This window comes from Cellulomonas sp. (genome assembly GCF_965229465.1).
Lineage (GTDB): Bacteria > Actinomycetota > Actinomycetes > Actinomycetales > Cellulomonadaceae > Cellulomonas.
The window spans coordinates 1,169,760-1,192,312 of the sequence record NZ_OZ245882.1 but is presented as its reverse complement, the minus strand read 5'-3'; the positions used below and the strand labels follow the sequence as shown (position 1 = coordinate 1,192,312).

The 22,553-nt window shown below is 72.8% G+C and carries 22 protein-coding genes; 12 read left to right on the top strand and 10 right to left on the bottom strand.

Translation table 11 applies throughout. The features are described 5' to 3' along the window. Window positions 1-20: 20 nt before the first annotated feature. Both ACO06A_RS05680 and ACO06A_RS05675 read left to right on the top strand, forming a co-directional pair. Window positions 21-1,124, top strand: a complete 1,104-nt coding sequence (locus ACO06A_RS05680) for a PfkB family carbohydrate kinase (RefSeq protein WP_421735066.1) — start codon at window positions 21-23, stop codon at window positions 1,122-1,124. Window positions 1,125-1,210: 86 nt separating this feature from the next. Further along, entirely contained in the window at window positions 1,211-1,447 is a 237-nt protein-coding gene (locus ACO06A_RS05675; protein WP_421735065.1) for a hypothetical protein, read from the top strand. A 21-nt stretch (window positions 1,448-1,468) separates the two neighbouring features. Here ACO06A_RS05675 and ACO06A_RS05670 read toward each other — a convergent pair whose 3' ends face one another. After that, on the bottom strand, window positions 1,469-2,998 hold the full coding sequence (locus tag ACO06A_RS05670) for a UxaA family hydrolase (protein ID WP_421735064.1): 1,530 nt from the start codon (window positions 2,996-2,998) through the stop codon (window positions 1,469-1,471). Window positions 2,999-3,087: 89 nt separating this feature from the next. Between ACO06A_RS05670 and ACO06A_RS05665 the strand changes: the two genes are divergently transcribed. After that, complete coding sequence (locus ACO06A_RS05665) at window positions 3,088-4,110, top strand: LacI family DNA-binding transcriptional regulator (protein WP_421735063.1); 1,023 nt, start codon at window positions 3,088-3,090, stop codon at window positions 4,108-4,110. On the opposite strand, the gene ACO06A_RS05660 is transcribed toward ACO06A_RS05665, so the two are convergent. The 4 genes from ACO06A_RS05660 to ACO06A_RS05645 form a co-directional block, all read right to left on the bottom strand. After that, window positions 4,107-4,802, bottom strand: coding sequence for an FCD domain-containing protein (locus ACO06A_RS05660; protein ID WP_175345878.1), 696 nt, complete (start codon window positions 4,800-4,802; stop codon window positions 4,107-4,109). The two genes, ACO06A_RS05665 and ACO06A_RS05660, sit on opposite strands and share 4 nt — an antisense overlap. A 24-nt stretch (window positions 4,803-4,826) precedes the next feature. Continuing rightward, the gene (locus ACO06A_RS05655; protein WP_421735062.1) at window positions 4,827-5,696 is read right to left on the bottom strand and encodes an amidohydrolase family protein; all 870 of its coding nucleotides are present in this window, start codon (window positions 5,694-5,696) and stop codon (window positions 4,827-4,829) included. Between the two features lie 75 nt (window positions 5,697-5,771). Then, on the bottom strand, window positions 5,772-6,512 hold the full coding sequence (locus ACO06A_RS05650) for a 2-phosphosulfolactate phosphatase (protein WP_421735061.1): 741 nt from the start codon (window positions 6,510-6,512) through the stop codon (window positions 5,772-5,774). Then, complete coding sequence (locus tag ACO06A_RS05645; protein WP_421736019.1) at window positions 6,509-8,239, bottom strand: gamma-glutamyltransferase family protein; 1,731 nt, start codon at window positions 8,237-8,239, stop codon at window positions 6,509-6,511. The genes ACO06A_RS05650 and ACO06A_RS05645 overlap by 4 nt, the downstream gene beginning before the upstream one ends. 143 nt (window positions 8,240-8,382) lie before the next feature. On the opposite strand from ACO06A_RS05645, the gene ACO06A_RS05640 reads away from it, so the two are divergent. Both ACO06A_RS05640 and ACO06A_RS05635 read left to right on the top strand, forming a co-directional pair. Continuing rightward, entirely contained in the window at window positions 8,383-9,414 is a 1,032-nt protein-coding gene (locus ACO06A_RS05640; protein WP_421735060.1) for a diguanylate cyclase domain-containing protein, read from the top strand. Window positions 9,415-9,547: 133 nt separating this feature from the next. After that, window positions 9,548-11,152 (top strand): beta-1,3-glucanase family protein, encoded by a 1,605-nt coding sequence (locus tag ACO06A_RS05635; RefSeq protein ID WP_421735059.1) that lies wholly within the window; start codon window positions 9,548-9,550, stop codon window positions 11,150-11,152. Between the two features lies 1 nt (window position 11,153). On the opposite strand, the gene ACO06A_RS05630 is transcribed toward ACO06A_RS05635, so the two are convergent. Then, window positions 11,154-11,615, bottom strand: a complete 462-nt coding sequence (locus ACO06A_RS05630) for a tRNA (cytidine(34)-2'-O)-methyltransferase (RefSeq protein ID WP_421735058.1) — start codon at window positions 11,613-11,615, stop codon at window positions 11,154-11,156. A gap of 28 nt (window positions 11,616-11,643) precedes the next feature. On the opposite strand from ACO06A_RS05630, the gene mgrA reads away from it, so the two are divergent. Then, on the top strand, window positions 11,644-12,669 hold the full coding sequence (gene mgrA, locus ACO06A_RS05625) for an L-glyceraldehyde 3-phosphate reductase (protein WP_421735057.1): 1,026 nt from the start codon (window positions 11,644-11,646) through the stop codon (window positions 12,667-12,669). A gap of 12 nt (window positions 12,670-12,681) precedes the next feature. On the opposite strand, the gene ACO06A_RS05620 is transcribed toward mgrA, so the two are convergent. Further along, window positions 12,682-13,758, bottom strand: a complete 1,077-nt coding sequence (locus ACO06A_RS05620; protein ID WP_421735056.1) for a LacI family DNA-binding transcriptional regulator — start codon at window positions 13,756-13,758, stop codon at window positions 12,682-12,684. Between the two features lie 342 nt (window positions 13,759-14,100). On the opposite strand from ACO06A_RS05620, the gene ACO06A_RS05615 reads away from it, so the two are divergent. Further along, entirely contained in the window at window positions 14,101-14,580 is a 480-nt protein-coding gene (locus tag ACO06A_RS05615; RefSeq protein ID WP_421735055.1) for a nucleoside deaminase, read from the top strand. A gap of 3 nt (window positions 14,581-14,583) precedes the next feature. On the opposite strand, the gene recQ is transcribed toward ACO06A_RS05615, so the two are convergent. After that, complete coding sequence (recQ, locus tag ACO06A_RS05610; RefSeq protein ID WP_421735054.1) at window positions 14,584-16,593, bottom strand: DNA helicase RecQ; 2,010 nt, start codon at window positions 16,591-16,593, stop codon at window positions 14,584-14,586. A gap of 100 nt (window positions 16,594-16,693) precedes the next feature. Between recQ and ACO06A_RS05605 the strand changes: the two genes are divergently transcribed. From ACO06A_RS05605 to ACO06A_RS05590, 4 genes are all read left to right on the top strand, one after another. Next, window positions 16,694-17,494, top strand: a complete 801-nt coding sequence (locus ACO06A_RS05605; RefSeq protein WP_421735053.1) for an SDR family NAD(P)-dependent oxidoreductase — start codon at window positions 16,694-16,696, stop codon at window positions 17,492-17,494. Window positions 17,495-17,574: 80 nt separating this feature from the next. Beyond that, a complete protein-coding gene (gene pyrE, locus ACO06A_RS05600; protein ID WP_421736018.1) occupies window positions 17,575-18,153 on the top strand; it encodes an orotate phosphoribosyltransferase in 579 nt (192 codons plus the stop codon). Between the two features lie 4 nt (window positions 18,154-18,157). After that, window positions 18,158-18,844 (top strand): hypothetical protein, encoded by a 687-nt coding sequence (locus ACO06A_RS05595; RefSeq protein WP_421735052.1) that lies wholly within the window; start codon window positions 18,158-18,160, stop codon window positions 18,842-18,844. Between the two features lie 48 nt (window positions 18,845-18,892). Continuing rightward, window positions 18,893-19,462: a LemA family protein gene (locus ACO06A_RS05590; RefSeq protein WP_175345622.1), complete on the top strand. Its 570-nt coding sequence runs from the start codon at window positions 18,893-18,895 to the stop codon at window positions 19,460-19,462. Here ACO06A_RS05590 and ACO06A_RS05585 read toward each other — a convergent pair whose 3' ends face one another. Next, the gene (locus ACO06A_RS05585) at window positions 19,463-20,203 is read right to left on the bottom strand and encodes an HAD-IIA family hydrolase (protein ID WP_421736017.1); all 741 of its coding nucleotides are present in this window, start codon (window positions 20,201-20,203) and stop codon (window positions 19,463-19,465) included. A gap of 41 nt (window positions 20,204-20,244) precedes the next feature. Then, entirely contained in the window at window positions 20,245-21,012 is a 768-nt protein-coding gene (locus tag ACO06A_RS05580; RefSeq protein ID WP_421735051.1) for a VTT domain-containing protein, read from the bottom strand. Between the two features lie 180 nt (window positions 21,013-21,192). On the opposite strand from ACO06A_RS05580, the gene ACO06A_RS05575 reads away from it, so the two are divergent. Continuing rightward, window positions 21,193-22,548: an extracellular solute-binding protein gene (locus ACO06A_RS05575; RefSeq protein WP_421735050.1), complete on the top strand. Its 1,356-nt coding sequence runs from the start codon at window positions 21,193-21,195 to the stop codon at window positions 22,546-22,548. Window positions 22,549-22,553 lie beyond the last annotated feature (5 nt).

The following is a 22,553-nucleotide window of genomic DNA, read 5'->3' as shown; positions in this document are numbered from 1 at the left end:
AGCTCGAAGGAGCGCCTCCCATGTCCGACCTGGTCATCCGCCCCGCGAGCGAGACGCGCTACGACGCGGTGTCGCTCGGCGAGGTCATGCTCCGCCTCGACCCCGGCGAGGGTCGCATCCGGACCGCCCGCTCGTTCCGCGTGTGGGAGGGCGGCGGCGAGTACAACGTCGCCCGGGGCCTGCGGCGGGCGTTCGGGCTGCGCACCGCGATCGTCACCGCGCTCGCGGACAACGAGGTCGGCCGGCTGGTGGAGGACTGCATCCTCACGGGTGGAGTCGACACCTCGTTGCTGCGCTGGGTGCCCTACGACGGTGTCGGCCGGGCGGTGCGGAACGGGCTGAACTTCACCGAGCGCGGGTTCGGCGTGCGCGGGGCGGTCGGGGTGAGCGACCGCGGCCACACCGCGGCGGCGCAGCTGGCGCCCGGGGACGTCGACTGGGAGCACCTGTTCGGCGAGCTCGGGGTGCGCTGGTTCCACACCGGCGGCATCTTCGCGGCCCTGTCCGACAGCGCGGCCGAGACCGTGATCGAGGCGGTGACGGTCGCCCGCAAGCACGGGACGATCGTCAGCTACGACCTCAACTACCGACCGAGCCTGTGGAAGGCGGTCGGCGGCCAGGCCCGCGCGCAGGAGGTCAACCGGACCATCGCCCCGCAGATCGACGTGATGATCGGCAACGAGGAGGACTTCACGGCCTCGCTCGGCTTCGAGGTGGAGGGCGTCGACGAGAACCTGTCCGCCCTGGAGCTCGACTCGTTCGCCGCCATGATCGACCGCGTGGCGGAGGCGTACCCGAACTTCCAGGTCATCGCCACGACGCTGCGCACGGTGCACTCCGCGACGGTCAACGACTGGGGTGCGATCGCCTGGTCGAAGGGCACGGGGCTGGTCAGCGCGACGCACCGCGAGCGTCTGGAGATCCTCGACCGGGTCGGCGGCGGGGACTCGTTCGCGTCCGGGCTGGCCTACGGCCTGCTCGCCGGGGAGGACCTGCAGACGGCCGTCGAGTACGGGGCCGCGCACGGCGCCCTCGCGATGACGACGCCGGGCGACACGACGATGGTCAGCACGGCCGAGGTGCTCAAGCTCGCGGGGGGCGGCGGCGCGCGGGTGGACCGCTGACCCGCGTCCGGCAGGCGCGGCCGGCCCCCGACGTGGTGCACTGAGCACTGAACCCGCACCGTCTGCACCACCCGGAGGTCCCCGCCGTGAGCCACTCGATGTTGCCGTCCGCGATGCCTGGCGCGTCACTCGAGCTGGACCCCGAGGGGCGCCTGTTCTGCCCGGCGTGCCGGGCGACCGCCCTCGACGTGTCCGGGACCCAGCAGGTGGACGGCATGCCGTGGGTCAACCACTCGCTGGTGTGCCGCGCGTGCGGCACGACCTCGCGCCTCGCCCTCGTCGGCGCGTTCGGCCAGACCGTCCTGCGCTGGCTGGACGACTGAGCGCAGATCGACCGCGACCGGTCAGGTCACCGCGCCCAGCTGCCACGGGACGAACTCGTCGGAGCCCAGGTCCAGCTCCTCGGACACGGTCTGACGCCCGGACGCGACGGCGATGATCAGCTCGAACAGCTCCTCGCCGACGGACGTCACGGTGGCGGTGCCGTCGACGATCCGCCCGGCGTTGAGGTCCATGTCCTCGGTCATCCGCAGGTAGGTGGCCGTGTTCGTCGCCACCTTGATGGACGGAGTCGGCTTGCAGCCGAGCACGGACCCGCGGCCGGTGGTGAACACGACGACGGTCGCGCCGCCGGCGACGAGGCCGGTGACGGAGACCGGGTCGTACCCGGGGGTGTCCATGAACGTGAACCCGCGGGCGGTCACCTTCTCGGCGTACTCGTAGACCTCGACCAGCTCGGCGGTGCCGCCCTTGGCCACGGCGCCGAGCGACTTCTCGAGGATCGTGGTCAGCCCGCCCGCCTTGTTGCCGGGTGACGGGTTGTTGTCCATGGTGCCGCCGCCGGCCGCGGTGTAGCCCTTCCACCAGTCGAGGCGATCCAACAACTTCTGGCCGACTGAGCGGGAGACCGCGCGGCGCAGCAGGAGGTGCTCGGCGCCGAAGACCTCGGGGGTCTCCGCGAGGATCGAGGTGCCGCCACGGGCGACCAGCAGGTCGGACGCGTGCCCGAGCGCGGGGTTGGCGGTGATGCCGGAGTACCCGTCGGACCCGCCGCAGTTCAGGCCCAGGACCAGCTCGGAGACGGGTGCGGGGGACCGGCGCAGGGCGTCGATCCCGGGGAGCATCGCTTCGATGGCCGCGACCCCGGCGCGCACGGTGGCGCGGATGCCGCCGGTGTCCTGGATGACGAGCGTGGTCACGGGCTTGTCGGCGGGCAGGTCGAGCCCGTCCAGCAGAGTCTGCGCCGGGAGCATCTCGCAGCCGAGCCCGAGGACCAGCAGGCCCGCGATGTTCGGGTGGTCGGCGTACCCGCGCAGGGTCCGCCGGGTGATCTGGGCGCCCTCGCTGGTGGGGACCAGGCCGCAGCCGGTGTCGTGGGTCAGGGCGACGACACCGTCGACGTGCGGGTACGCGTCCAGCACGCGGCCGCGGAACTGGTCGGCGATCAGCCGGGCGGTCGACGCGGAGCAGTTCACGGAGGTGACGATGCCGACGTAGTTGCGGGTGCCCCAGCGGCCGTCGCTGCGCAGGTACCCGTCGAAGGTGCGGACCGGCCCCTCGGGAGCAGGGAGGGTCACCCGCGCGGTGCCGAACTCGTAGGCGCGCTCGTCGTCGTCCATGCCCAGGTTGTGCGAGTGCACGTGGTCGCCGACGGCGATGTCCCGCGTGGCGCGACCGATCGACTGCCCGTACTTGCGCACCGGGGCGCCCTGCGGCACCGCCCGGACCGCGAGCTTGTGGCCGCGGGGCACGCTCTGGGTCACGACGACCGACCCCAGCACGGTCCCGGACTGCAGGTCCCTCGTCGCCACGCCGACGTCGTCGTCGGGGCGCAGCACCAGGACGGCGTCGGCCAGAGCGAGCGTCGTCGTCACGCGGCCAGGATATCGCTTTCCGCACCAATCCACCGGCGTGCCCACGCTGAACGTGCCGCGCACCACCGGCAAGCGCCTACCCTCCAGACATGGCCGCCTCCGTGACCCTCAGTGACGTCGCACGCGAAGCGGGCGTCTCGCTCGCCACCGCCTCCCGCGCGATCAACGGCAGCGCCAACCGCACGGTCCGCGCCGACCTGCGCGACCGTGTGCTCGCCGCCGCGGCCCTGCTGCGCTACACCCCGGACGCCAACGCGCAGGCGATGGCGCGTGGCCGGACGACGTCCCTCGGCCTGGTGGTGCACGACATCGCGGACCCGTACTTCTCCTCGATCGCCGCCGGCGTCACCCGGGCCGCCGACCGCGCCGGCCTCCAGGTGACCCTCGCGAGCACCCAGCACGACCCGAGCCGCGAGAGCGGGCTGGTGGACCTCCTCAAGCGCCAGCGCGCCCGCGCCATCGTCATCGCCGGTGGTCGCCTGGACGACGACGCGACCAACGACGAGCTGCGCGCGGCGCTCGCCGACTACCGCGCGGTCGGCGGCTCGGTGGCCCTGATCGGTCAGCCGATCCTCGGCGTCGACAGCGTGGTCGTGGACAACGCGCAGGGTGCCGGCGACCTGGCGAAGGCCCTGCACGCCCGCGGCTACCGCCGGTTCGCGGTGCTGGCCGGCCCCGCCGACCACCTGACCGCGCGCGAGCGGAGCGAGTCGTTCCGCGGTGCGCTGGCCGAGCTCGGCAGCCCGGTCCCGGACGACGCGGTGATCACCAGCGCGTTCACGCACGAGGGCGGCGAGGACGCCATGCGCGCCCTGCTGCGCGGCGGAGAGCTGCCGGAGCTGGTGTTCGCGGTCAACGACGTCATGGCGCTCGGGGCGCTGGCCGCCGGGCGCGAGGCGGGCGTCCGGGTGCCCGAGGACATCGCGCTCGCCGGGTTCGACGACATCTCGACCCTGCGCGACGTGGTCCCGGCGCTGACCACCGTGCGCATCCCGCTGGTCGACGTCGGCATCGCCGCCACGGAGCTGGCCCTCGCCGACGCCTCCGACGAGCCGCGCCTCACGCACGTGCCGACGCAGGTCGTCCTGCGGGACTCGACGCCCGGACGCTAGCTGTCCCAGGGCGCCTGCGCGCCCGTCGCCGAGTCCTCCAGCCCGAGCAGGTGCGTGGCCATCCGTAGCCGCGCGCGGTCAGGATCGCGGGCGGCGACGGCGGCCAGGATCGCCTCGTGCTCGACGAAGGTCCGGTCCTCGGCGCCCACGTCGCTCAGCCCGCGCCAGAGCCGCGTCCGCGATGCCCGACCGGCCAGGCCCTCGATGAGCGCGGCGAGCACCGGGTTGGCGGACGCGCGCGCCACCTCCTCGTGGAAGGCCAGGTCGGCGTCGACCAGCCGCTCGTGGTCGAGCGGGACCTGCACGAGCGCGCGGGCCGTCTCGTCGAGAGCGACGCGCAGGCGCGCGAGCCCGTCGTCGTCGATGTGCAGGGCAGCGAGTCCCGCAGCCTCGGTCTCCAGCAGGCGCCGGACGGCGTGGAACGCGGAGGCGTCGTCCTGGAGGTCGGCGATGAACCCGACGGGGGCCAGCAGCAGCGCCGGGTCGAGGGTCGTCACGTAGGTGCCGTCGCCGTGCCGGGAGTCGAGGATGCCGAGCGTGCCGAGCGCGCGGACGCCCTCCCGCAGGGAGCCGCGCGAGACGCCGAGGGTGGCGGCCAGCTCCTTCTCCGCGGGGAGCCGTTCGCCTGCGTGGAGCCGTCCGTCGAGGATCATCTGCTTGACCCCGTCGACGACGTCGTCGGATCGTGACACGGAGCGAACCTAGCGCCCGCGCGCTCAGAACGAGTCGAACGGGAGCCCGTACACCTGCGTGGCGGTGCCACCGAGCACCGCCGCCCGGTCGTCGTCGGACAGCTGGTCGATCGTGGAACGCAGTCCGTGCCACACCTGCGCGTACGAGTCGCCCTCCAGCAGGGCGTACGGCCAGTCGCTGCCGAGCATCAGCCGGTCGGGGCCGAACACCTCGAGCGCGCGATCCACGGCCGGTCGCAGGTGGTCCGGGGTCCAGCCCGCGCCGGCGGCGGTGGTCAGCCCGGACAGCTTGGCGACGACGTTGGGCTGCTGCGCGACCGCACCGAGCAGTGCCGACCAACGCGCCCAGCCGTCCCGCGCCCCGGCGCGCAGGGCGGCGAGCGGGGGAGCGCCGAGGTGGTCGAGCACGATCGTCAGCTTCGGGTGGTTCTCCGCCAGCGTCGCGACGTGCGCCAGGGCCGCCGGGGTGTGCGCGGTGAGGTCCAGGGTGAGCCGGCGCTCGGTCAGGAGCGTGAGGCTCGCGTCGACGGCGGAGTCGAGGAGCCAGTCGGGATCGTGCTCGTCGTGCCCCCGGTGGCCGATGCCGACGATCGGCTCCCGCCGCCACTTGTCGAGCTGGGTGGCCGCGTCGTCGGGGGCGTCGAGCGGCACCCAGGCCACCACGCCGGCCACGCGGGGCGACGACAGGGCCTGGAAGAGCATGAGCTCGGAGTCGGCGCGGTTGTCGGCGGCCTGCACGAGGACCACCCACGACACGCCCTCGTCGGCGAGCTGGTCCTCGATGTCCGGCACCCGGAACGGCCGGTGCACGGCCGCGTTCTCCGCGGTCATCCAGGGGTAGTGCACCGCGTCCGGGTTCCACACCTGAAGGTGGGCATCCACGACGTTGGGCATGCGGGCGACGCTAGCAGTGGTCCGATCTCTTGGCCCGGCCGGGACCGCATCCCTCATCGAACCCTCATCGACGAGTCAATTCATCGGAGGACTTGCGACGAAGGCCCCGTCGACCAGCTCCGGCGCCAGCGCGCACGCGTCGACCTCGGCTGCGATCCGCACGTCGGTCGCGAAGCCGGCGCCCACGAGCTCCCGCCCGCTCGCACAGTCGAGGAGGGCCGCGCTGATCGCCCCGGCGGGGACTGCCGTCCGAGCGGTCCCTGCCTCGGGGGACAGGTCGCCGGAGTCGACCGCGCGCAGGATCGCGCCGGCCCCCCAGAGGTCCTCGACACCTGGCCGCAGCCCGCCGTCCGGCCAGCGCTCACCGCACGCGACCACCACCACCCGGCTGTCGTCGCGACCCGCGAGGAACGAGGACGCGACCCGTCCGACCGCGGAGGCGTTGCGCAGGCAGCCGACGACCACCCGCGTGCCGTGGCCCGCGAGCCGGAGGGAGGTCGTCGCGCCATTGGGCGACGCGACGACGATCCGACCGGAGACCGCGCCGCGCATCGACGCGACCGACAGGCTCGGGGCATCGAGCGTGCGGACCGGCGCCAGCGTCGCGCCCACCGACGCCGCGAACGCCTCGGCGTCCCGGCGCGCTGTCGGGTAGACGGTGACCCCCGACTCGGCCGCGACGGTGACTGTCGTCGAGAACGAGAGGACGTCGACCACGACCGCGAGGGTCGGCTCGGGCCCGATCACCACGGCGGCCTCGTCGGGACCCCACGCGAACGCCACCCGGAACCCCGCCTGCCGGGCGAAGGACGTCACCGCCCCACCGCGTAGCCCTGCATGCCCCGCGGGTTGGCCGCCGCCACCAGCAGCCCGTCCGCCCGGACGCCCGCCGCGCTCAGCCGCCCGAGCTCCCACGGTCCGACGGTCTCCACGGCGTGCCCGCGCTCGGCGAGCGCGTCGAGCACGTCCGCCCCGAGCCGGGACTCGGCGACCAGCCCCATGGGCGTGTGGGTGCGCGGGTAGAACGAGCCGGGCACGTGCGACGAGTGCCACATGGGGGCGTCGATCGCGGCCTGGAGGTCGGCGCCGCCGAGCAGGTGCCGGAGCAGGAACGGCACGGTCCACTGGTCCTGCTGGTCGCCGCCGGGCGTGCCGAACGCGACCCCGGTCCCATCGTCGTCGAGCAGCAGACCGGGACTGAGAGTGGTCCGCGGCCTCTTGCCCGGCGCCAGGCTGTCGGGCAGCCCCGGCTCCAGCCAGAACATCTGCGCGCGCGTCGGCAGCGCGAACCCGAGGCCGGGCACCGCGGGGCTCGACTGGAGCCAGCCGCCCGACGGGGTCGCGGAGACCCGGTTGCCCCAGCGGTCGACGACGTCCACGTGGCAGGTGTCGCCGGGGCTGAGCCCGACGGGGGAGACCGTGGGTTCGCCGATCCCGGGGGCGGATCCCGCGCGGGAGCCCCACAGGCTCGCGGCGACGCGGGGCACGCGACCGTCGGGCGACCCGGGCAGCAGCCCCTCGGCGGCGTCCCGGCCGACAAGCGCCGCCCTCGCCGCCGCGTACTCGGCGGAGAGGAGGGTCTCGAGCGGGACGTCGGGGGCGTCGCCGTACCAGGCCTCCCGGTCGGCGAACGCGAGCTTGGCCACCTCGACGACCGTGTGCACCAGCTCGACCGTGTCGTGGGACCGCACCAGCGAGCCCACGTCCAGGGCCTCGAGCATCGCCAGCTGCTGGAGGAGCACGGGTCCCTGCCCCCACGCGCGGGTCTTGTGGACGGTCCGGCCGGCGAACCGGAGCGACACCGTGGCCTCCTCGGTGGCGCGCCAGGACGCCAGGTCGGCGGCGCGCAGGAGCCCGGTGTGACGTCGGCCCGACGAGTCCTGCACCGCGACGCCCGACTGGTAGGCGTCGACGGCCTCGGCGACGAAGCCCTCGTAGAACGCCCGCCGCGCCGACTCGATCTGCGCCTCCCGGGTACTGCCCCCGCCCGCGAGCAGTCGCTCGAACGTGTCCGCCAGCGCGGGGTTGGTGAACCGGGCGCCCGCGGCCGGGACCTGGCCGTGCGGCAGGTAGACCGCCGCGGAGGTGGGCCAGTGCTCGGTGAACATCTCGGCGACCGTCGCGATCGTGCGGGACGCAGCCCGGACCAGCGGGTAGCCGTCGCGGGCGTAGCCGATGGCCGGCGCGAGCACCTCCGCCAGGGGGAGGGTGCCGTAGCGTGCGAGGAGGTCGAGCCACGCCCCGAACGCTCCCGGCACCACGGCGGCCAGGTGGCCCGTGCCGGGCACCAGGTCGAGGCCGAGGTCCCGGTACGCCTCGATGGTCGCGGCGGCGGGCGCGGTGCCCTGCCCGCAGACGACGAACGTGTGCCCGTCGTTCGCCCGGTAGCCGAGGATCGGTGCGTCACCGCCCGGACCGTTCAGGTGGGGCTCGACCACCGAGAGCGTGAACCCGGCGGCGACGGCGGCGTCGAACGCGTTCCCGCCGGCCTCGAGCATCCGCATCCCGACGGACGACGCCAACCAGTGCGTCGAGGCGACCATGCCGAAGGATCCGGTGAGCTCGGGGCGCGTGGTGAACACCCGTCGATCCTGCCGCACCGACCACGGAGAACACCGGGCGAACGGTCGGTGAACTCCGGCCGATTCCCGTCGGAACGCGGCTGACCTGCGCGGATACTCTCCGGGTGCACGCTGATCTCACGCTCCTGACCCAGCGCCTCGGCGACGCCGTCGGCGGCTACCGGGCGACCGCCGGCACCACGGTCGCCGACCTGGCCCACCCCGTGGACGTGGTCGACGCCGGCCTGCCCGTGGCCCAGCTCGAGCTGATCTTCCGTTCCCCGCACGTGACCACCGTCGCCGTGCGGGACCCGGACGACGACAGCCGGATCGGTCTGGTGACGCGCACGCGCTTCACCGCGGCGATGACCGGTCGGCTCGGCTTCGGTCGGGCCGTGCTCGCCCGCCGCGGCACGCACGAGCTGACCGACTGGGGCCCGATGGTGGTCGCGCCGAGCGCGCCGGTGTCGGAGGTCGCCGTGCGCGCGATGCAGCGGTTCGACGAGCGCCGGTACGACGACGTCCTCGTGGCCGACGAGTCGTGGCGGGTGGTCAGCACCGCCGACCTGGTCCGGTCGCTGTCCACGCTCCTGGCGGTGCGGTCGTTGCACGATCCGCTGACCGGGCTGCCGCACCGGTCGATGGCGCTGCACGAGCTGGCGCGCCGGTGTGCCGAGATCGCCGGCACGGCTGCCCGGGTGGTCGTGGTCCTGCTCGACATCGAGGGGTTCTCCCGGCTCAACACCGAGTACGGCCAGGGTGTCGGCGACGTCGTCCTCGCCGGGATCGGCGCGCGGCTCACCGGAGGGCTGCCTGCCGGGTGTCGGGCGGCGCGGACGGCCGGTGACGAGTTCGCGGTCGTCGCCACCTTGCCCGCCGCGGCCTCCGACGAGCACGCCTCTGCCCTCGTCGACGGGCTGCGCCGGGACGTCGTCGCGCTCCTGGCGCAGCCGCAGTCGGGGATCGACCCGCGGGCGTGGCCCTCGTTCCACTCGGCCGTGGCCTGCTCGGCGGCGGGGTCCGCCGACGCCGAGCACGTCTTCGCGTCCGCCCAGCGCGGTCTGCGTGCGGTCAAGGACACCTCCGCCGTCGGCGGGGGACTGGCCGACGAGCTGCGCGCGATCCTCACGGGTGACGTCGAGATCGTCGATCTCTGACCCTGCCGGGTGAAGCACCCCTTGCGAAGCATGTCCGAAGAGTCATAGGGTCCTGCGACGCGGTTGACACGTGTCAACACTGGGTGTCGGGGCTGTCCTCGCACCGCCGCGGACGACTGTGAGGAGCGGGTCGATGAGGACCAGCACGAGGTTGATCGGGGCGCTCAGCGCGCTCGCGGTCGCGGTGACGACGGCCGTCGTCGGAGCCGCATCAGGAGCGCAGGCGGTGGGCCCCGACCGGCTGCCGCTGACGATCACCAACTCGAGCGGCCGCGGCGAGGCGGTCTACGTCTACGTGCTGGGCACCAACCTGACCACCGGCCGCCTCGGGTACGTGAACGCGGGCGGCACGTTCACCGCGTGGCCCGCGGGCGCCAACCCGCCGTCGCCGGCCCCCGACGTCGCGATCGCCGGACCCGGCAACGGCGGCAGCACCACCATCCAGGTGCCGCGCGGCATCTCCGGCCGCGTCTACTTCTCCCTCGGCGAGAAGCTGAAGTTCTTCCTCACCCCCGACGGGCTCGTGCAGCCGGCGCCCTGGGCCAGCAGCGATGCCAACCACAACATCTTGTTCGACTGGAGCGAGTTCACCTACAACGACGCCGGCCTGTGGCTGAACAGCTCGCAGGTGGACATGTTCGCGGTCCCGCACACCGTGACGGTCACGGGCGCGTCGGGCACCAAGCGGTCCGGCGACCTGGTGGCCAACGGGCGCGAGAACACGATCAACCAGATCGCCGCCCAGTCCGGCTGGGCCGGCTCCGTCGTGAAGCGCTCGGACGGCACGGTCCTGCGGGTGCTCGCCCCCGGCAAGGCGGCCGGCGCCGGCCTGCTGAGCACCACCTACCTCGACCCGTACATCGCCTCGGCGTGGGGCGCGTACGCCGGCAAGACGCTGACGGTCGTGCCGTTCGGCGACCAGCCGAACCTCAAGTACTTCGGCCGCACCTCGGGCACCACCATGACGTTCACCAACGGCTCCGGCCAGCAGGTGGCCTCCTTCGCCCGGCCCAGCAGCGCGGACGTGTGGGGGTGCGACGGCGCCCTGCACGCGCCGAACGACCTCGTCGTCGGCCCCATCGCCCGCACCCTGTGCGCCGCCCTCAACCGCGGCACGCTCGGCACGGTCGACACCCAGCCCAGCACGGACGCGTCCGCGTTCTACACGAGCAACCCCACCAACCAGTACGCGCGGATCGTGCACGCCAACATGGCCGACGGGAAGGCCTACGCGTTCGCGTTCGACGACGTCGGCAACTTCGAGTCGCTGGTCAACGACGGGTCCCCGTCGGCTGCCGGCCTGATCATCCAGCCGTTCACCGGCGGTGGGACGACGCCCCCGCCGCCCACCGGCACCGGCTCCGCGCTCACCAACGCGAACGGCCTGTGCCTGGACAACAACGCCCAGAGCACCGCCAACGGCAACAAGATCCAGATCTGGGGCTGCAACGGCACGGTCGCCCAGAAGTGGACCTTCGTGCAGGCCGGCACCACGCTGCGCGTCCAGGGCAAGTGCCTCGACGTCGCCGCCGCCGGCACGGCCAACGGCACCAAGGTCCAGCTCTGGGACTGCAACGGCACGGGCGCGCAGGTGTGGATCCCGCAGGCCAGCGGCGCCTACCTCAACCCGGCGTCGAACCGCTGCCTCGACATCCCGAACTCGTCGACGGCCGCCGGCACGCAGGTCCAGATCTGGGACTGCAACGGCACGGGCGCGCAGAAGTGGCGCCTCGGCTGAGCTAGACCCCGCCCTCGAAGCCCAGCTGTCGCCACGCCTCGTACGTGGCGACAGCTGCGGCGTTCGAGAGGTTCATGGACCGTCGGCCGGGGAGCATCGGGATCCGCACCTGGGCGGTGATCCGCGGGTGCTCGAGAACCGGCTCCGGGAGGCCGGTCGGCTCCGGGCCGAACAGCAGGACGTCGTCGGCGCGGTACGCGAGGTCGGTGTGGTGCTGCTTCGCATGGGTGGTGAAGGCGAACACCCGCCCCGGCACCGCGGCCAGCAGGGCCTCGAGGTCCGCGTGCACCACGACGTGCGCGAGGTCGTGGTAGTCCAGGCCCGCCCGGCGCAGCTTGGCCTCGGACAGGTCGAAGCCCAGCGGCTCCACCAGGTGCAGCGTGGAACCCGTGCCGGCCGCCAGCCGGATGGCGCTGCCGGTGTTGCCGGGGATGCGGGGCTCGAAGAACGCGACGTGCAGCACGGGCCGATCCTACGGATAGCGTTCTCTCATGCCTTTCGCTGCCGATGACGCCCGCTACGACTCCATGACCTACCGCCGGACCGGCCGCAGCGGTCTGGACCTGCCCGCGCTGTCGCTGGGCCTGTGGCACAACTTCGGCGACACCACCCCGCTGGACACCCAGCGCGCGGTCCTGCGCCGGGCGTTCGACCTGGGCATCACGCACATCGACCTGGCGAACAACTACGGCCCGCCGTACGGATCGGCGGAGGAGAACTTCGGCCGGATCCTGGCCTCCGACCTGCGCCCGTACCGCGACGAGCTGGTCATCTCCTCCAAGGCCGGCTACGACATGTGGCCCGGCCCGTACGGCGACGGCGGCTCGCGCAAGTACCTGCTGTCCTCGCTGGACCAGTCCCTGACGCGCATCGGCGTGGACTACGTCGACATCTTCTACTCGCACCGCCCCGACCCCTCGGTGCCGATCGAGGAGACGATGGGCGCCCTGCACACCGCGGTGACCAGCGGCAAGGCCCTGTACGCCGGCATCTCCAACTACTCCCCGGCACAGACCCGGGTCGCGCAGCAGGTGCTGGCCGACCTGGGCACCCCGCTGCTGATCCACCAGCCCAGCTACTCGATGTTCAACCGGCACATCGAGAACGTCGCCGAGGGGCAGAGCGAGACCCTGATCGACGTCGTCGGCGACCTCGGCATCGGCACCATCGTGTTCTCCCCGCTGGCGCAGGGGCTGCTCACCGGCCGCTACCTGTCGGGCGAGGTCCCGAAGGACTCCCGTGCGGCCGTCGGTCACTTCCTCAAGCCGGCCGCGATCTCCGAGACCTACCTGTCCCGTGCGCGGGCGCTGAACGAGATCGCCGCAGGCCGCGGTCAGTCGCTCGCGCAGCTGGCCCTGAGCTGGGTGCTCCGCGACGACCGGATCACCTCGGCCCTCGTCGGTGCCAGCTCGGTCGCCCAGCTGGAGGACAACGTGGCGGCGCTCAGCGCACCCGCCCTGACCGCGGAGGAGATCGCCGCCATCGAGCCGCACGCGGTCGACGGCACCGGCCGCTGACCGCTGCCGCCATCACACGGTGGCCGGCGGCGCGGTGCTCTCGCGGATCACCAGCTCCGTGGCCAGGTCGATGCGCGGGTTGGTCGGCGCCTCGCCGCGGGCCATGGCCAGCACCATCCGGGTGGCCGTCGCGGCCATCTCCTGGAGCGGCTGGTGGATGGTGGTCAGCGGCGGGCCGATCCACTCCGTGAGCGGCAGGTCGTCGTAGCCGACGATCGACAGGTCCTCGGGCACCCGCAGGCCCAGCTCGCGCGCCGCACGCATGACGCCGAGCGCCTGGAAGTCGGAGCCGGCGAAGATCGCGGTCGGGCGGTTGGGCCGGTCCAGCAGGTCGAGACCGTGCGTGTAGCCGCCGCCGACGAAGAAGTCGCCGTACCGGATCAGCGAGGGGTCGACGGCGACGCCTGCCTCGTCGAGCGCGGTGCGGTACCCGTCGATCCGGGCGCGGCTGCACAGGACGTCGACGGGGCCGGAGATGACCGCCACCCGACGGTGACCGAGCCCGAGCAGGTGCCGGGTCGCCGCGAGGCCACCCGCCCAGTTGGCCGACCCGACGGTCGGGACGCCCGGCGGCTGCTCGCCGGCGGTGTCGACGACGACGAACGGGATCGACCGGGTCTCCAGCTGCCGCCGCTGAGCGGGGTCCAGGTCGGACAGGACGAGGATGACGCCGCGCGGCCGGCGGGCGAGCACGTCGTCGAGCCACTCCTGCCGCGGCCTGTGCGCGCCGCCCAGCTCGGAGAGCACGACGCCCATCCGCTCGGGGCCGGCGACGGACTCGACGCCCTTGATGATCTGCACGGCCCAGCCGGCGTCGAGCTCGTGGAAGACCAGGTCCAGGAGGCCCGGGCCCGTCTGCGAGCGGCCCCGGCGGCGGCGGTACTGGTGACGGTCGATGACCTGCTCGACGCGGGCACGCGTGACGGCGGCGACGTCGGTCCGGCCGTTGAGCACCTTGGAGACGGTGGGGATGGAGACCCCCGCCTCGGCCGCGATGAGGGCGATGGTCGCGGTGGTCCCGGGGAGCTCGGGGGTGGCGCCGCCGTCGTCGGGACCGGCGGAGGCGCCGTTCTCGCTGGTGGTGGTCATGAGGGTGGTCCGGTCTGCTCGTCGCAACTATCGGCCGAACGTAGCACCGACCGTGGGGACCGCCCAGAAAGCGCCGTGGAAGTCACCCGGCCCTATGCGGATCCAGGACGAGAGACGGTTGCCACGATTCTCCCGTGGATCGCCGGGCCGCCGCGGAGCGCCATGCGGCCGACACCGGCATATGTCGACGACGCGGTCGATACTTTCGATTCTCACGAGGCCGTGACCCGGGAGGGGCAGCATGGCCCACGACGAGGCGCGGTCGTCGGTGGACCTGCGGGCCGCGCTGGTCGCGCACCGACAGGGGTTGCGCGCCCGCGTCCTGGCCGCGACGGTGGCCCGATGACGCTCACCGACGTGGACCTGACCCACCTGAGGCGCACCGTCGAGCTCGCTCGCGAAGCCCTCGACGACGGCGACGAGCCCTACGGGTCCGTCCTGGTCGATAGCGCCGGGCAGGTCCGGTTCGAGGACCGCAACCGCGCCAAGGACGGCGACGAGACGCGGCACCCCGAGCTCGAGATCGCCCGCTGGTCCGCGAGCCACCTGACCCCGGACGAGCGAGCGTCAGCCACGGTCTACACCTCCGGCGAGCACTGCCCGATGTGCGCGGCGGCGCACGCCTGGGTCGGCCTGGGCCGGATCGTCTACGTCACGTCCGCTCAGCAGGGTGCGGACTGGCGGGCGGAGTGGGGCATCCCCGCCGGCCCGGTCGCGGTGCTGCCGATCACGGTCGTCGCGCCGGGCATCCCCGTCGAGGGCCCGGTCCCGGAGCTGGTCGACCAGGTCCGCGAGCTCCAGCGCCGCCGCTTCGGGGCCTGAGGGTCAGGCCGGCTCGCCCACGCCCGCCAGCGCCGCCAGCACTCCCGGGCCGTGCCGCTCCAGCTTGGTCGCACCGACCCCGCTGATCCCGCCCAGCGCGTCGAGCGACGTCGGCCGCTGCGTCACGATCTCGCGCAGCGTGGCGTCGTGGAACACCACGTACGCGGGCACGCCCTGCTCCTTGGCGACCCCGGCGCGCCACGCCCGCAGCACCTCGAACAGCTCCAGCGCGTCGTCCGACAGGTCCGCAGCGGCCGTGGCCCGGGCGCCGCGCGTGCCCCGCGTCCGGACGACCTTCTCCGTCTCGCGCCGCAGTCGCACCTCGCGCGCCCCGCGCAGCACGTCGGCGCTGTCCGGCGCGAGCCGCAGCGTGCCGTAGCCGTCGGTGTCGACACCCAGCAGCTCCAGGGCCAGCAGCTGCCGCACGACCCCGCGCCACTCCGCGTCGGACAGGTCCTTGCCCACGCCGAACGTCGAGAGCGACTGGTGCCCCAGCTGCGTGACCCGTGGCGTCTCCTTGCCGAGCAGGATGTCGACCAGGTGCCCCGCGCCGTACCGCTGCCCACGCTGCTCCAGCCGGACAACGGTCGACAGCAGCTTCTGCGCCGCGACGGTCCCGTCCCACGACTCGGGCGGGGTGAGGCAGGTGTCGCAGTTGCCGCAGGCCTGCGACGGCTGGCCGAAGTAGTTGAGCAGCTGCACGCGGCGGCACGAGATGGTCTCGCAGAGGGCGAGCATCGCGTCCAGGTGCGCGGTGAGCCGCCGCTTGTGGGCCGCGTCGCCCTCGGACGTGTCGATCATGCGCCGCTGCTGGACCACGTCGGCGAGCCCGTACGCGAGCCAGGCCGTGGAGGGCAGTCCGTCGCGACCCGCGCGGCCGGTCTCCTGGTAGTAGCCCTCGACCGACTTCGGCAGGTCCAGGTGGGCGACGAACCGCACGTCGGGCTTGTCGATCCCCATGCCGAACGCGATCGTCGCGACCATCACGACCCCGTCCTCGCGCAGGAACCTCGACTGGTTCCGGGCCCGCACCTGCCGGTCGAGGCCCGCGTGGTACGGCAGAGCGGTCACGCCGTGGTCCACCAGGAACTGAGCGGTCTGCTCGACGGAGTTCCGGGACAGGCAGTAGACGATGCCGGCGTCGCCCTCGTGCTCGGTGCGCAGGAGGTTGAGCAGCTGGTCGCGCGGCTTGTCCTTGGGCGCGATCCGGTACTGGATGTTGGGCCGGTCGAAGCTGGCGACGAAGTGCTTGGCGTCCCCGAGCTGGAGCCGCTGCGCGATCTCCGCGTGCGTCTGGTCGGTGGCCGTCGCGGTCAGGGCGATCCGCGGGACCTCGGGCCAGCGCTCGTGCAGCATCGACAGCTGGAGGTAGTCCGGCCGGAAGTCGTGCCCCCACTGGGACACGCAGTGCGCCTCGTCGATGGCGAACAGGGCGACGGTGCCGCGGTCCAGCAGCTCGATCGTCTCCCGGACCCGCAGGCGCTCGGGCGCCAGGTACAGCAGGTCCAGCTCGCCCGCGAGGTACGCGTCCTCGACCTTCCGGCGCTCGTGCGACTGCTGCGTCGAGTTGAGGAACCCGGCGCGCACGCCGAGCGCGGACAGGGCGTCGACCTGGTCCTGCATGAGGGCGATCAGCGGCGAGACGACGACCCCGGTGCCCTCGCGCACGAGGGCCGGCACCTGGTAGCAGAGGGACTTGCCTCCGCCGGTGGGCATGAGCACGAGCGCGTCACCGCCCCGCACCACGGTGTCGATGATCTCGGCCTGCTCGCCGCGGAACGTGTCGTAGCCCCAGACGCTGCGCAGCACCTCGGCCGCCGCGGCCAGCGCGGCCTCCGGCTCGAGCACCTGCGCGACCTCGCGGGGGATGTCCGGGCGCGGCGGTGGGGCTGACCGGCCCCCCCGGGCGGGCTCGTGCTCCGGGGGCGCGGCGTCGTAGGACGGGTCGAACGGCGGCTCCTCGTCCAGAGGCCAGTCCGGCACGTCGCCACCCCACCCGTCAGTCACGCGCACACCCTACGTGCCGCCCCTGACCCTCCCCGGCGCCTCGTCCACAGGACGGCGCAGGACCTTCGGAACGCGCGAGGACCGACCGCCTCCGTAGGGTGGGCCCATGGCAACCGCACTCATCACCGGGGCGTCGGCAGGGCTGGGCCTGGAGTTCGCCTGGCAGCTGGCCACGGCCAAGCACGACGTCGTCCTGGTCGCGCGCAACGAGGAGCGCCTGAGGCGCCTCGCCGCCCAGCTCGAGGCCGCCGCGGGCATCCGCGCCGAGGTCCTCGTCGCCGACCTGTCCGTCCGCGCCGACGTCGAGCGGGTGGCCGACCGGCTGCGCGCCACCGAGCGGCCGATCGGGCTGCTGGTGAACAACGCCGGGCTCGGCCTGAACCAGCGGTTCGTCACCGGGGACCTGGCCCGCGAGGAGACCGCGCTCGCGCTGATGGTCACCGCCGTCATGGTCCTGTCGCACGCCGCCGCGGGCGCCATGGTCGAGCGAGGCCGCGGGGCCATCCTCAACGTCGCGTCCGTCGCCGCCCTGCTCACCTCCGGCACGTACTCCGCGCACAAGGCCTGGGTGCGGGTGTTCACGGAGAGCCTGGCGGTCGAGCTGCGCGGCACCGGGGTCACGGCCACCTCGCTGAACCCCGGCTTCGTGCACACCGAGTTCCACGCGCGCGGCGAGATCGACATGACCGCCTACCCGGAGGTCGCGTGGCTGAACGCGGAGGACGTGGTGGCCACCGGCCTCGCCGACGTCCGCCGCGGTGCCGTCCTGTCGACCCCGAGCCTGCGCTACCGGGCCCTGTCGGCGGCCGCGCGCATCGCCCCCCGCTCGGCCGTCCGCGCGTTCGGCCGGTACCGCCGGGCGTACCAGGGCCAGGAAGTCGAGCTGGTCACAGACGCCACCGACTGAGCCGATCGGGTGGCGGAGGCCGTGGCCACCGCCGTCCGGGGCGCTCTGCCCTCCTTCGTCGGCACCCCTGTCCGAGTAGCCTGACCGCCGTGACTTTCTCCCCGACGCCCCGCGAGCAGCTGCTCGAGCTCATCAAGACCCTGGCGGTCGTGCACGGGAAGGTCACGCTGTCGTCCGGTCGTGAGGCCGACTACTACGTGGACCTGCGCCGCGTCACGCTGCACCACCGTGCCGCCCCGCTGATCGGGCACCTGCTGCTGGACCGGCTGGAGGAGGTCGGCCTCGGCACGGCGGAGATCGACGCCGTCGGCGGGCTGACCCTCGGCGCGGACCCCGTCGCGACCTCGCTGCTGCACGCCGCCGCGTCGCGTGGTCAGGACCTCGACGCGTTCGTCGTCCGCAAGGAGGCCAAGGCGCACGGGATGCAGCGCCGCATCGAGGGACCGGACATCGCGGGCCGCAAGGTCGTCGTCCTGGAGGACACGTCGACCACGGGAGGTTCGCCGATCGCGGCGGTCGAGGCCGCTCGCGAGGCCGGTGCCGAGGTGCTGGGCGTCGCCGTGGTCGTCGACCGCGCGACCGGGGCGCAGGCCAAGATCGAGGCGCTGGGCGTGCCGTACCACTACCTGTTCAGCCTGTCCGACCTCGGTCTGGTCTGAGCACGTGGAGGTCGGAGGCGTCCTGCTGATCGGGGTCGCGGTCGTCGCCGTGGTCATCCTCGGCCTGTGGGCGCAGCGCAAGCGGCACGAACGGTTCCGGCAGTGGGCGGCCGTCAGCGGGTGGACCTACCAGGAGTCCGACCGGTCGCTCGTCGGCCTGTCCCGGGACCAGCCGTTCGGTGTCGGCAGCAGCCGCACCGCCACGGAGGTGCTGCGCGGCACCTTCGAGTCGCGGCCGGCGCTGTCCTTCACCTACTCGTGGACCACCGGTAGCGGCAAGAACCGGAGCACCCACCGCGCGCACGTGGTCGCCGTCGCCCTGCCGACCTACCTGCCGACCGTCGAGGTCACCCCCGAGGGCCTGGGCGCCAAGCTGGTCAAGATGATGGGCGCCCGGGACCTGCAGTTCGAGTCCGAGGCGTTCAACCAGGCGTACCGGGTGGCGGCCTCCGACGAGCGGGTGGGGCACGCGATCCTGCACCCCCGGCTCATGGAGAGGCTGCTGCGGTCGGACGCGCTGGGCAACGCCTGGCGGATCGACGGCACCTGGATCCTGTCGTGGGAGAACGGGAGCACCGACCTGGACCGGCTGGCGTCGCGCCTGGGCCTGCTCTCCGCGGTGGTGCGTTCCGTCCCGCGGCACGTCTGGCTCGACCACGGCTACGACCCGGCTCCAGCTGCGACCCCCTAGCCGACGCTACGATCGCCTGACCCGCCCGACCTCCGAGAGGCCCCTGCTGTGAGCACCGGTGTCATCGTCCTGATCGTCCTCGCCGTGATCGTCGTGATCGCCCTGATCTGGGCGGTCACCACGTACAACGGCTTCGTCCGGCTGCGGAACCTGGTGCAGGAGGCGTGGCGCCAGATCGATGTCGAGCTGCACCGCCGGCACGACCTGATCCCGAACCTGGTCGAGTCGGTCAAGGGCTACGCGGCCCATGAGCGCGGCGTGTTCGACGAGGTCGCCCGTGCCCGCGCGGCCGCCTCGAACCCCGGGTCGAGCCCGGCCGAGCAGGCGGCCCAGGAGAATCAGCTGACGCAGGCGCTCGGACGCCTGTTCGCGGTGGCGGAGGCCTACCCGGTGCTGCGCGCCAGCGAGAACTTCCAGCAGCTCCAGCTCGAGCTGACCAACACCGAGGACCGCATCGCCGCCGGCCGCCGGTTCTACAACGCGAACGTGCGCGAGCTGAACACCAAGGTGGAGTCGTTCCCGTCCAACGTCATCGCGGGCGCGTTCCACTTCGTGCGGGCCGAGTACTTCGAGGTCGACGAGCCCAGCGTGCGGGCCGCTCCCGAGGTCAGCTTCTAGTCAGACCCGCTCGATCAGGTCCTGCACCGAGTCGAGGATCTCGGTCGGCCGGAACGGGAACGCCTCCACGTCGGCCAGCTTCGTGGACCCGGACAGGACCAGGAAGGTCCGCAGCCCGGCCTCGATGCCGGCGACGACGTCGGTGTCCATCCGGTCGCCCACCATCACGGTGGTCTCCGAGTGCGCGTCGATCCGGTTGAGCGCCGAGCGGATCATCATCGGGTTGGGCTTGCCGACGAAGTACGGCTGCCGCCCGGTCGCCGCGCTGATCATGGCGGCGACCGCGCCCGTGGCCGGCAGGTCGCCGTCCGCGGACGGGCCGGTCACGTCGGGGTTGGTGGCGATGAACCGCGCGCCGCCCTGGATCAGCCGGATCGCCTGGGTGATCGCCTCGAACGAGTACGTCCTGGTCTCGCCGAGCACCACGAAGTCCGGCTTCGCGGCCGTCAGCGTGTAGCCGGCCTCGTACAGCGCGGTGGTCAGACCCGCCTCGCCGATCACGTACGCCGAGCCGCCCGGCATCTGGTCGGTGAGGAACTGCGCGGTGGCCAGCGCCGAGGTCCAGATGGCCTCCTCGGGGACGTCGATGCCGGAGGCCGCCAGCCGCGCGCGCAGGTCACGCGTGGTGAAGATCGAGTTGTTGGTGAGGATGAGGAACGGGCGCTCGCCGTCGCGCAGCGCCGTGATGAACTCCGCGGCGCCGGGCAGCGCGGTGCCCTCGTGCACCAGCACGCCGTCCATGTCCGACAGCCACGAGCGGATCTCCCGCGGGCCGTGGTGCGTCACGCGTCGAACGCCTTGCGCTCGACGGCCTCGCGCTCGGCCTGCTCGTCGTAGCGGGGGTCGCGGCCCGCCTCGTCGACCGGCAGACCCTGCGCGCGCAGCTTCTTCTCCTTGCGGTTCTTGCGCCAGACCTCGACGATCACGGGCGCCACCGACATGAACACCACGAGGACCAGCAGCGCCTCGATGTTGTCCTTGATGAACGTGATGTTCCCCAGCAGGTAGCCGAGCATGGTGACCCCGCCGGCCCACAGGATCACGCCGATGGCGTTGAAGAACGCGAAGTGCCGGTACGGCATCTTGCCGACGCCGGCCGCGACGGAGGCGTACGTGCGCACGAACGGGATGAACTGCGCCACGATCAGCGTCCGGCCGCCGTACTTGTCGAAGTACGCGTACGTCTGGTCGATGTACCGCTGCTTGAAGAACCGCGAGTCGGGCTTGCTGAACACCTTCGGGCCCAGCGTGCGGCCGATGAGGTAGCCGGTCTGGGTGCCCGCGTACGCGGTGACGATCAGCAGCAGGACCAGCGCCCAGATGCTGATGTTCACGGTCAGGTCGTCCTGCGCCACGAGGGCGCCGGCGGTGAACAGGAGCGAGTCGCCGGGCAGGATCGGGAAGAGCAGGCCCACCTCGATGAAGATGATCGCCAGGATGCCGATGAGCGCCCACGTCCCGAACGAGTCGATCAGATGCTGCGGGTCGAGGAAGTCGGGACCGAGGGCCACGACGGGTCCGGCGGCCGAGAGGGCGGTCGTCATCAGCATGCGCCCAGCGTACGGGGCCGTCCGTGGCCGGCCGGTGGGCGCGATGTGCGGACCGTGTGCGCCGGGCGCCACCTGTTGCCGCCCACTTCACCCGGTGTCACGATGCGAATCGGGCACGGTGACGAGCCGGACCCGCGCACCGACGATGACGTCGGACGTGTCTCACGAAGGAGTGAGGGCATGGGATCGCACCGCTTCGCGCGCACGCGCGCAGCCTTCCCGCCGGGCTCGGGGATCACCCGACGACAGATGCTCATCGGCTCGTTGGCCGCCGCCGGGGGCGTGGCTGCGGCCTCGTCGCTCGCCGGCTGCGCACCGACGGCCTCCGCGAGCGGTCTCAGCCAGCTCGCCTACTGGCACCTGCTCAGCGGCGGAGACGGCATCAACATGGCCGGCCTCGTCGACAAGGTGAATGCGCTCGACCACGGGTACGAGGCCACCCAGACCGTGCTGGCCTGGGGCGCGCCGTACTACACCAAGCTGGCCATGGCGAGCGTCGGCGGGCGGTCGCCGGACGTGGCGATCATGCACGCGTCACGCGTGGCCGGGTACGCCCCCGGCGGCCTGCTGGACCCGTGGGACCTGGACCTGCTGGCGGAGTTCGGGGTGCACGAGTCCGACTTCCTGGAACGCGTCTGGGCCAAGGGCGGGCTCGACGGCACTCAGTTCTCCATCGCCCTGGACTCGCACCCGTTCATCATGATGTACAACCTCGACGTCGCCGATCAGGCGGGCGTGCTCGGCGCCGACGGTCAGCTGGCGCCGATCGACAGCCCGGACCAGTTCCTCGAGGTCGCCCGGGCGATGCAGGCCGTCACCGGCAAGCACGGGCTCTCGTACGGGTACCTGGGCGACGGCGCTCAGATGTGGCGGCTGTTCTACACGCTGTACAAGCAGCACGACGCCGACTTCGACCTGTCCGGCAAGACGGCCTCCGTGGACGAGGACGCCGCCGTGGAGTCGCTCGAGTTCATCCAGCAGCTGCTCGACGGCACCATCTGCACGCCGAACGGCGACTACGGCACGGCGGTCTCGGAGTTCATGTCCGGCGAGAGCGGGATGTTCTTCACCGGCGTGTGGGAGCTGCCGACGGCCAAGAACTCCGGCCTGGCGTTCGACGCCCAGCCGATCCCGACGCTGTTCGGCACGCCGGCCGCCTACGCGGACTCGCACGCGTTCACGCTCCCGCACCAGTCGAGCCCCGACCCGGAGCAGCGCCGCGCCAGCTACCGGTTCGTCGCCGACCTGCTCCAGAACTCGCTCGGGTGGGCCGAGGCCGGTCACATCCCGGGGTTCCAGCCCGTCGTCCAGAGCGCGGAGTACCAGGCGCTCCAGCCGCAGGCGCACTACGCGGGGGCCGCGGAGATCCTCAACTACGACCCGGAGGCGTGGTTCACGGGCTCGGGCAGCGACTTCCAGAACTACTTCCTCGAGACCGTTCAGGGCGTCTACCTGGACGGCTCCGACCCGGCCGACGGCTTCGCCGCCTTCGTCCGCCGCGTGAACGTCCAGCTGGCCAAGCCGAACCCGGTGTGACCCGA